3 protein-coding genes and 2 pseudogenes are annotated in these 11,384 nt (G+C 49.2%); 1 reads left to right on the forward strand and 4 read right to left on the reverse strand.

Annotated features, from left to right (window positions below; genetic code table 11):
• Positions 1-37 precede the first annotated feature (37 nt).
• Complete coding sequence (locus MCB1EB_RS05470) at positions 38-2,773, reverse strand: WD40 domain-containing protein (protein WP_052393651.1); 2,736 nt, start codon at positions 2,771-2,773, stop codon at positions 38-40.
• Positions 2,774-2,898: 125 nt separating this feature from the next.
• Positions 2,899-3,713: pseudogene (locus tag MCB1EB_RS05475) on the reverse strand (IS3 family transposase); the annotation flags it as partial.
• Between the two features lie 218 nt (positions 3,714-3,931).
• On the opposite strand from MCB1EB_RS05475, the gene MCB1EB_RS05480 reads away from it, so the two are divergent.
• A complete protein-coding gene (locus MCB1EB_RS05480) occupies positions 3,932-5,476 on the forward strand; it encodes a protein adenylyltransferase SelO (RefSeq protein WP_052394096.1) in 1,545 nt (514 codons plus the stop codon).
• A gap of 72 nt (positions 5,477-5,548) precedes the next feature.
• Here the strand turns inward: MCB1EB_RS05480 and MCB1EB_RS05485 are convergent, their stop codons facing one another.
• Positions 5,549-10,510, reverse strand: a complete 4,962-nt coding sequence (locus MCB1EB_RS05485; protein ID WP_052393650.1) for a WD40 domain-containing protein — start codon at positions 10,508-10,510, stop codon at positions 5,549-5,551.
• A 640-nt stretch (positions 10,511-11,150) separates the two neighbouring features.
• Positions 11,151-11,300: pseudogene (locus MCB1EB_RS05490) on the reverse strand (helix-turn-helix domain-containing protein); the annotation flags it as partial.
• Between the last annotated feature and the right edge of the window lie 84 nt (positions 11,301-11,384).

The raw sequence follows: 11,384 nt of genomic DNA on the forward strand, positions 1-11,384 counted from the left end.
AATACAATCAGCTAAGGCAGCTTAAGCGGTGAAACACTCATGCCATTTTTCTTTTTAGCGCCCCTTTCTGCTTGAGTAGTCGCTCATTTATCTCGCTTAATCCTTCTACCCCTTCTATCAACATGTCACTCACCGTCAGGACTTCCTGCTCCTTACTATTCCAGCACAGTTTCACCTTATAGCCTTCTGCGCCTTTTTCGACCTCCCACTGACACACCGACTTGTCTGCACTGCCACTCACTAAATACTGCGTGTTGCCCGTCGCTTTCCAGGCCACACTATGGACAGCGCCACTAAACGCTTGAATCACTCTAAGACACTCACCTGAAACGACGTCCCATAGCCGCACCGTCTTGTCTCCGCCTCCCGATGCGAGCTGCAAACCGTTCGGCGAATACGCTACGCTTAAAACAGCCCAGGTATGTCCTTTTAAGGTATGCACACGGGCTCCGCTTTCCACTTTCCACAGACGAACCATATTGTCCATACTACCCGAGGCAAGCTGTAAACCGCTCGGCGAATACACCACGCTTAAAACAGCGCTAGTATGACCAGTCAAAGTGTGCCCTGGAGCGCCGCTTTTAGCGTTCCACAGACGTACCGTATAGTCAGCACCGCCCGAGGCGAGCTGCGTTCCACTCGGCGAATACGCGACACTGCAAATGTGGGATGTATGTCCTTTTAAGACTCGTACAGGCGCGCCGCTTTTAGCGTCCCACAGCCGCACCGTATGCCAACAGCACGAAGCGATCTGCGCTCCGCTGGGCGAATACACCACGCTATTAATAACGATGCCGGTATGGCCAATCAAGGTGTGCCCAGGCACACCGCTTTTAGCGTCCCATAACCGTACCGTCCTGTCCTCACTACCCGAAGCGATCTGTGCTCCGCTGGACGAAAACGCCACGCTGACAACATCGCCGGTATGGCCAGTCAAGGTGTGCCCTGGAGCGCCGCTTTTAGCGTCCCATAACCGTACCGTCCTGTCCTCACTACCCGAAGCAATCTGCTCCCCGTTCGGCGAATACACTACGCTCCTAACACCGGAGGTATGTCCTTCTAAGACGCGCATAGCGGCACCACTGCGCCCATCCCATAGCCGCATCTTGTCCCTACTACTCGAAACAATCTGCTCTCCGCTCGGCGAATACACCATACTCCAAACAGGATCGGTATGGCCAGTAAAGGTGTGCTTTAGCGCACCACTGTGCGCATCCCATAGCCGCACCGTCTTGTCCCTACTACTCGAAGCAATCTGCTCTCCGCTGGGCGAATACACCGCACTTACAACATCGTCTGTATGGCCAGTCAAAATGTGCCCTGGAGCGCCACTTTTAGCGTCCCACAACCGCACCGTCCTGTCTTCGCTACCCGAAACAACCTGCTCTCCGCTGGGCGAATACGCCACACTTACAACAACGCCGGTGTGGCCAGTCAAGATATGGCCTGGAGCGCCGCTTTTAGCGTCCCATAGCCGCACCGTCTTGTCCCTACTACTCGAAGCAATCTGCTCTCCATTAGGAGAGTACACCGCACTCACAACAACGCCGGTATGGCCAGTCAAGATATGGCCTGGCGCGCCACTTATAGCGTCCCATACTAGCACCGTTTTGTCATTACTGACCGAGACAATCTGCTCTCCGCTGGGCGAATACATTACGCTTGTAATCCACCATTGACGTCCTCGCAGGAGGTGTACAGCTGCCCCACTCTCCGCATCCCAAAGTCGTACCGTATTGTCATTGCTGCTCGAGGCAATCCGCTCACCACTCGGCGAATACACCACACTAGTTATCGATGCTATATGTCCGCGTAAGGTGTGCACAAGGGCGCCGCTATGCATGTCCCACAGTCGTATCGTCTCGTCCTCACTCCCCGATGCAATCTGCTCTCTGCTCGGCGAATACACCACGCTAGTTATCGATTCTGTATGCCCTTCTAAGGTATACCTTTTTTCCCAATTCGAACTCCAATACACGCTGATCCTACCGTTTTTAAGGCCTACCGCAAAGTTTTTCCCATCGGGTGAATACGCGCACGACTGCACCCAACTCTCCTCCTGGAGATAAGGCCATTCGCCAAACTGCACCTCGTCCATCCGCGCTCCACTTAAATTCGCCTCACGCAGCCAGCTCGTACAAAACTTCACCCCCCTTAAATCCGCTCCTTGCAACTGCGCCGAATCGAACACACCATGACTTAAATCTGCGCCAGGAACTCGCATTCCACGGAAATCTTGACCACTAAAACTCACTCCTGCTTTGACCAACAACGTTAACGCTTTAGCAGCTATAGGCTGTACCTCTTCTGTTTTCGACCTCTCGACCCAAGTCAATAACCTCTGCTTTAAATACGCGTCTTGTTGGATTTTTTTCTGTAAAAATCTAAATATCTCTGAATCGTTAACAAGACATACCAACTCAAAAAGGGCTAATTTCTCCACAACCTGACCGAGTTGCCCTAAGTCTGATAATTTTCGCAATTGACTTAACGCAAACTCTTTTAACTCTCCATCCGATCTTATTAGATTTTCTTGATATTGAGTCTGAATCCTTTCTTTGATCAGATGTAGCTTCAGAGCGGGCGCTTCTATAGGCTCACCATCACAAGTTACTGTGATTAATGCTTTAAACAACGCCTGCCGGCTCGGAAAATCCAGCAATTTTTCTATTTCTTCTCGGATTTCCAAAGGAAGTCTGAAGGATAAAGATTTTTCGGGTCTTTGCGTTGTTGAATAATGCGTTACAGCAGAATTAGAAACAGGGGCTAACATAGATATATTCTCCTATTGAACTAAGACTAACGACCCATTTAGTAAAATTTTAATATGTCATGATTTAGCACTTACTCTTGATCTATTTTATATAGATAACCTATTTATGCTATTGCATTTAGTACGTTATCGCAACGAATGCGCTTTGGCTGACCTCGCCACTCAATGATTTGTTCCAACGAGCGAATCACGCGCTCTGAGGGCAGTGAGAAATCCACTTCGATACCTAATCCCTCGCGATTAAAATCATCGATGACATTAAATAGCCGGATGCTTCTTCCATCCGAGAGCTGATCGTGCATAAAATCCATTGACCATACTTCATTACTTTTTTCTGGCACTGCAAGGGGTTGAGGCTTTTCTCGGATCAACCTCTTTTTCGGCTTGATTCGCAGATTCAATTCCAGCTCTCGATAAATACGGTAAACACGCTTATGATTCCAGCTTAAGCCTTTAACATTGCGTAGATACAAAAAACATAAACCAAAACCCCAATGGCGATGCAGGCTGGTTAATCGAATCAACCAATCTGCGATCTGATCGTTTTCTGAAGACTGCTTAGGCTTATAACGGTAGCATGTTTGGCTTACCCCAAACATCTCACAAGCCAGCCGGACACTCACTTCCTTTGTCTCTACTGCCCATTGCGCCACCTTGCGTCGGCAAGATGGCGTCACCACTTTTTTTGCATGGCCTCCTGAATAATTTCCACCTTTAATCTTTCTTCTGCATACATCTTTTTTAGACGACGATTCTCTTCTTCAAGCTCTTTTAGCCTCGCTATCATCGACGCATCCATTCCCCCGTATTTGCTCCGCCATTTATAAAATAGCGACGAGCTCATCCCATGCTCTCTGCATAGCTCTGGTACCGGCGATCCCGCTTCCGCCTGATTCAAAATACTGATGATCTGGCTTTCTGAAAACTTTGATTTCTTCACGTAAAACTTCCTTTTTCTCTTTGGAGGAAATTCTACTTTCAAATCCTATCAATTTGTGGGGGGATTACCGTGCTTTTGACAGCGACCGAGATAAATAGCTTCTTTCGCCGCGGAAAGGACTATTATCTAGCCATAGATTGATTAAGTCTGAGATTCCTACAGTTTTTCAAGAGCGCTCTAATCGCACCGCTGACGACTCAATTTCGCTACTTTTCAACATGCCCTTTTCTCTTGATACCGTGGATATTTCTAATTTAGCTGACAGATTCAAGCAATCTTTGCCAGATAGCTTTCTATCACTTGGCCCTGATTTTTATACAAAGGTGCCGGTAACGCCTGTTCCGAATCCTTATCTAGTTGGCTTTTCAGCAGATGCCGCAGCACTCTTGGGCTGCACAGCACAGATTGCACATGACCCCGCTTTTGTTGCCTGGTTCGCCGGCAACTCCTTGTCTACGGCATCTGAAAAAATGCCCTTTGCAACTGTGTATGCAGGCCACCAATTCGGTGTCTGGGCGGGCCAACTTGGCGATGGCCGTGCGCTGACCTTGGGTGAAATTGAGTATGGTCAAAGCCACTATGAAGTTCAATTAAAAGGAGCAGGACCTACGCCCTATTCCAGAATGGGCGATGGGCGCGCAGTGCTACGCTCTTCTATCCGTGAATTTTTATGTTCCGAGGCAATGCACGCTCTTGGTGTGCCTACTACACGTGCATTGTGTGTCATCGGTTCGGATTTACCCGTGCATCGTGAAGGCGTTGAAACAGCAGCCATTACCACCCGCATTGCCGCAAGCTTTGTGCGCTTTGGTCATTTTGAGCATTTTTATGCACGTAACCGCCCTGATCTGATTGCACTGCTCGCCAAACATATCATTACGCGCCATTATCCTGATTGCGACAACACCGATAAGCCCTATCTCGCCTTGCTTAAAGCAGTCACACGGCGCACGGCAGATCTGATTGCGCACTGGCAGGCCATTGGCTTTTGCCATGGCGTGATGAACACCGATAATATGTCGATACTGGGTTTAACCATTGATTATGGCCCTTATGGTTTTATCGATGGCTTCAACTTTGACTATATCTGTAATCATTCAGATACAACGGGTCGCTATGCTTATCAAAAGCAGCCAGAAATCGCCTATTGGAACCTATTTTGCCTGGCACAAGCATTATTACCCATCATCAGCATAGAAGTTCAGAGTGCTAGCGGTAAGCAAGATGCTTTCGAGGAAATAAGAACTGTTCTTGGCGAGTTCAAGCCTCGCTTCATGCAGGCATTGCAAACAAGAATGTGTGCCAAATTGGGCTTAGCGCATCAGCATGATGGCGATGCTGCATTAATCGATCAGCTGCTTAAAGTAATGCATCAGAACCGCGCAGACTTTACGTTGACTTTTCGCCGGCTTGCTCAAGTTTGTCAACACGATACGCTTGGTGATGCAAGCGTAAGCTCTCTTTTTACTACTGATTGCACAGCTTTTCATGCTTGGTTACACACCTACCGTGCGCGCCTCGTATATGAAGGCCGCGATGATAGCCAACGCGCTAGCGCGATGAACTGCGTGAACCCTCAATATATTTTGCGCAATCATTTAGTCGAGCAGGCCATCGAGCTTGCTCAAGAAAAAGATTTCTCTGAAGTTGAGCGATTATTGAATGTCCTGCGCCGCCCCTTCAATGCCTTGCCAGAGTATGAGGTGTATGCGCAACTGCCTCCTGCCTGGGCAAGCTCGCTCCAGGTCAGTTGTTCGTCTTAAAGTGCCTGAGCTCGGCGCTAACGAGTTGTCACCACCGAGGATCCGCTCAGGATTTTCTTGCCTACTTCACAGTTATAACGACTCTCTCACTGCCCCCCTTTGCTTCAACAGTATCCGATTCGCCTCGCTTAAGCCTTCTGCGCCTTCTATGACTGTACCCTTCACGGTCAGTTCGGTATGCGGTGACATCCAGCGTAGCCGCACTTGAACTGCATCACTCTCTCCTGTCACCTGCCACTGCCGAACGAACTCATCCTCACTGCCCGTCACCAGATCGTTGCCGCCGACAGACCGTTGCCAGGCAATGCTGTAGACTCTCCCGCTAAAACCTTCAATCACCGCCAGACACTGGCCCGAGGCGACTGCCCACAAACGAACGGTCTCGTCCTTACTCCCCGAGGCGATCTGATCGCCGCTCGGCGAATAAGCGACGCTATCAACCTCAGAGTCATGTCCTTCTAAGGTGTGGCGCAACGCACCGCTTGCCGCGTCCCACAGTCGAACGGTCTTGTCCCAACTCGCCGAGGCGATCTGATCGCCGCTCGGCGAATACGCGACGCTAAAAATCCTATCGTCATGTCCTTCTAGGGTGTGGCGCAGCGCACCGCTAGCCGCGTCCCACAGTCGAATGGTCTTGTCATCACTCGCCGAGGCGATCTGATTGCCGCTCGGCGAATACGCGACGCTCCTAACATAATCTTCATGTCCTTTTAAGATGTGGCGCAACGCGCCGCTTGCCGCGTTCCACAAACCAACGGTCTTGTCCCAACTCCCCGAGGCGATCTGATCGCCGCTCGGCGAATACGCGACGCTACTAACAGAATCCTCATGTCCTTCTAAGGTATGGCGCAGCGCACCACTTGCCGCGTCCCACAGTCGAACGGTAAGGTCATCACTCCCCGAGGCGATCTGATCGCCGCTTGGCGAATACACGACGCTCAAAACCCTATCGTCATGTCCTTGTAAGGTGTGGCGCGTCAAACCGCTTGCCGCGTCCCACAGTCGAATGGTCTTGTCCCAACTCCCCGAGGCAAACTGATCGCCGTTCGGCGAATACGCGACGCTATTAACAACCTTCTTATGTCCTTGTATGTTGTGGCGCAACCCACCGCTTGCCGCTTCCCACAAACGAACAGTCTGGTCCTCACTCCCCGAAGCGATCTGATCGCCGCTTGGCGAATACGCGACGCTATAAACAGTCTTTTCATGTCCTTTTAAGGTGTGGCGCAGCACACCGCTTGCCGCGTCCCACAGTCGAACGGTCTTGTCATCACTCCCCGAAGCGATCTGATCGCCGCTCGGCGAATACGTTACGCTCCTGATCCAACTGTCATGTCCTTGTAAGGTGTGGCGTAGCACACCGCTTGCCGTTTCCCACAGACGAACGGTATGGTCATCACTCGCCGCGGCGATCTGCTCGCCGCTCGGCGAATACGCGACGCTCCTAACAATAGAGTCATGCCCTTGTAAGGTATGGTGCAGCACACCGCTTGCCGCGTCCCACAGTCGAACGGTCTCGTCATACCCCCCAGAAGCGATCTGATCTCCGCTCGGCGAATACACAACGCATCTAACATAATCTTCATGCCCTTGTAAAGTATGGCGCAGCGCACCGCTTGCCGTGTCCCACAGTCGAACGGTCTCATCATCACTTCCCGAGGCGATCTGATCGCCGGTTGGCGAATACGCGACGCTCCAGACATCAGACTTATGTCCTTCTAGGGTGTGGCGCAGCGCACCGCTTGCCGCGTCCCAAAGTCGAACGGCCTTATCTTTACCCCCCGAGGCGATTTGCTCGCCGGTTGGCGAATATGCGACGCTCCAAATATCAGACTTATGTCCTTCTAAGGTGTGGATTTTTTCCCAACTGGAGGTGTCATACACGCGGATCTTACCGTTTTGAAGACCCATCGCGCAGGTTTTCCCATCTGGTGAATACGCGCAGGACAGGACCTCGCTCTCTTCCGGAAGATAAGGCCATTCACCAAACTGCACCCCGACCATCTGCGCGCCGCTGAAATTGGCGTTGCGTAGCCAACTCGTACGAAGCGTGGCCTTTCTTAAATCCGACCCTTGCAACTGCACTGAATCAAATACCCCAAAACTCAGATCGGCTCCGGGTATCTGGATGCCTTTTAAATCCGCACCATTAAACTGTACCCCTGCTCTGACCAAAATCGTCATTGCATTGGCCGCTGTTTGGCGTATCGTCTTATCGGTTTTAGAACGCTCGATTATCGCTAACAGTTGTTCCTTAAATGTAGGCTCTTGCCAAACGCGATCAGTCAACAAGCGCGTAACGCCAAGGTCGCCAATCCAATGCTTTGGGCTTAACGATAAACCTTGCTGCGTTCGAATGTGCACAACAGCTTGCTCTTCAAAACTATAGATTGAAGCAGCGCTACCTCGACGCTGGCGAGTACTTCGATCCATACATCCATCGAACGACTCAAGCAGCGCCCGCGCCACAAAATATTCCAGCAGCGATTTATGGATAAAACGGTATTCAGTCCCACTTCGGATCAAAGGCCACGCTTCCCGCAGCAGTTGATTTTCTTTTTCTCGACCGAAAAAAGCATCCTTCCAACTTCCCTTGTCTTTGAACAACGAGTATTCGACAATCGGATTACCTGCATTCTCTTTGTACAGTTGCACCGCCAGCTCTTTCACAAATCCAATGCCATGCTGGGCAAAGCCATCATCATACAACTCTCTAAATACCTCTTGTCTGGCCTCCGTTAAACTTTGGGTGCTTAAGCGCTGCTGGTTGCGCTCGAACCATTGTCTAACGAACTGATCATACAGGTCCATCCGTAACTGGATCGTAGATACCGCTTTCCCCTTTTTTTCAGCGTGCGGCAAGGCTTCTAGCACTACCCGCAGCAAAAATGGATTACTAATCAAGTCTTTTAAATTAGGTTGTTTGGAGAAAGCTTCTCGGTATGCTTGCGCAGTCCATTCCGTTGGGTTGTGCGCCACATATTTTTCTAGATATTGATCGCTCTCTTCTTTTGAAAACGGTTCGACCACGACTTCTTGAAACAACGTGTCCTTGTCCTGCAGCATCGGATTCGGTTGAAAACGGCTTTGATAGTCCTGCCCCAAATATTCGCTGCGACAACTAATCACCATGTGACCCTGCCAGCCGTCAGACTTGTTGATGGAATTGCTCACATACAGATTTTGCGTCTGACGTATCTCATCATACCCATCCAAAATAAAGATAAACCTTTGGTTTTCTTTCTTTAATTTCTGAATCTGAAATTTTGACAGGCCTCTTTTCTTTAACGCTTTAGCAATCAGATCGTGCTCAGGCTTATCAATGCTCGGCAGAGAAATAAACAGTGGGATCGCATCGTCTGCTTTTTTGTGGTCCCATAAATGCTTTTCTAGGCGGCGGTTGAAGGTGGTTTTGCCCGCCCCAGAGTCTCCCGTCAACAAAATCACTTGTTTATCTTTTAGAAATGCTTGAACTTGGGGTAAAAGGTCAAAGGTTTTGCTCTCCCCATCCAAATTCGCTCGGCAGCGCGGTTCAATATAGAGCTTAAGGGTTTCTTGAAACGCCTCATTTTGCGTTAAGGCCGCCTCATACTGTTCTTTCAGCGCGGCTCTAGGGTCGGCACGGAACACCTGCAACTGTTCGTGTTCTTGCTGCACGGTGGAAGCAAGCTGGCTATGCAGCGCTGTCCGTATACCATCGAAAATGCCGTCTAAGAGCTTCGCAAATTCTAGTTTGCCAAAGTTTAAATCACTCTTTAAACGCGATATAACATGGCTGTGCCCTGTCCAAAACTTGTCCAGAAACGTTTTCGCTTCGTTGCTACCCGCTAACAGCCGCTCGATCACCTTAAACAGCACACCATGTGACCCTTGGTTCAGATAGACTTCCTCCCCCTTTTTCACTTGCAAATCAAAGCGCAGAGGGTCCTCCATCCGAACCGTCGTCGAGTCAATAAAATCCTTCAGGCAGTAGTCATAGCTATTGGGCGTTAATGAAACCGGGATAATCCCGTGCTGACCTTTCAGATGCGCTGCTCGAATCTCCAAAAAAGCCATTTCCGTCAACACATGATGGAAGTCCGCCATATATTTTTCCTCTTGGGAAAATTTTCTGACCACCTCACGTAACGCTGGAGTACCCTTTTGTTGGTTGTCTTTGACGTAGGCTTCTCGATCTATGTCATAGGCTTTTTTAAGCTCATCACAAAACGCTTTATAGGACTGACCTTTTAGGTAGCTTCCTAAGACATCAGAACAACACACGATCACCTTATCGACCGGCTTCACATCCGCTCGCACCTGAGCGGGCAGCAAACAGAATTGATTGGTTAAGATGTCTTCTAGCTTGCCATCTTCTTTCAGATTTTCATCCGAATTTGCATACGCCTGCCCTATCGGCGTTTGATCCGAATAGAGCGTCACCCCTCGGATTTTAGATAAATTATTGATTAAATATTTAGACGTCGAGGCCTTCGCCTCCCCGTGAGCATCATTATCATGGGCATACACTAGAAACAAGCTGGGTTTCTTCGACACCTCTAAGGAACTTAGTGTCAACAGCGCCTTTTCAAACAGATAATCCACCAGATCACTTTTTTCCTCGGCAGATATTGAAGCAGATATGGCAGGAGCGGAAGCCAATTTATTTGAGTGAGCACTATGCTCTGATGGAGGGGCCAAAGCTTCCGCACGATGTTTGGCTCCATCGTGCCCCCACGCTCCAGCCTTAATATAGCTGATTCTTGCTTTGGTAAATAAATTTAAGCTTTCTAACACTTCCCCACGTTCGAAATAGGCATCAGCCATCATCGCTCGCAATGTCTCATCGGCTAATGTTTGGGGATCTTGCGCTTTCCTCAAAGCTTCTTTTACGCCCCCAAGCGATTTCAGCGTTTCTTTCAACTGATCGTATAGGGTCAGCGCTACCTCCAAGTGCCCCTTTTCCTTCTCAGCACGAGCTTGACCTAAATAATAATCACCGAGGTTCCGCGCGAGGGTTTCTGGTAACGCCGAGTGAGATATGCTCTTTAACATGCTTGTCTCCTATTTTCATTCGTACTAATTAGATCAAACTCGAGCTACTCGAGTGCGCTCCGTTATCCTGATTCCGCCACCAATCACGATCGATAAAGATTATGCAAAAGCTATATTGAAGCTTGAGTTCGGCCGACCATATCGACCAGCGTGGTTAGAATTTGATGGATATTAATGGCACCGCGATTGAAAAACAAGAAAAATGTTTTTCAATGGCTATTGCTCTCAGACTACATTTTTAATGTACGGCGCTTACAAAAAATGGCTACATTGAGTTTGGTGGTAAAACTACTGCACGCAGATACTCTTGTGGTCCGTGAGCCATGACATTTATTTCGTCAACTTGTTTTGCCATTGCTGCATATCGTAAGAACACCATTAACCTTGCAATTACCCACATTTTTTATGAACCTATTTCTTACGGAGTTCATTACTGTACAAGGCGTAATACCATATCGGCCAAGGTAATAGGGATGTAACCAAGGATGAAAAACCCCTAAAAGCTATCTTGTTGCGGCTAGAGACATTACTTCGCTGATCAGTCAAGCACTGCAAGAAAGCGCTCGACGACTTTATTCATAAGGGCTCCTGACAAAGACTAGGGGCCATAACCGTATCCAGGGATGTGAGTAATTGCAAGCTGGCAGATACCAAACACACCTGTCCGGCTCAGGCCCATTTGTGCCGCAATCTTGTCGTACGTGTAACCTGCTGCGCGCAACCGAATCACCTGCACACGCCGCTCATGCCGCGCCTCGCGCGACAACCTTCTCATATCGGTAGATTTCATTCCGTTCATATAAGGATCTCTTGGCTTTTTTCAAGAATACAAATGCCGGATCAATAATACCAACAACCCCTTCGATATCAACCA

The organism is Mycoavidus cysteinexigens (assembly GCF_003966915.1).
In the GTDB taxonomy this organism is placed as follows: domain Bacteria; phylum Pseudomonadota; class Gammaproteobacteria; order Burkholderiales; family Burkholderiaceae; genus Mycoavidus; species Mycoavidus cysteinexigens.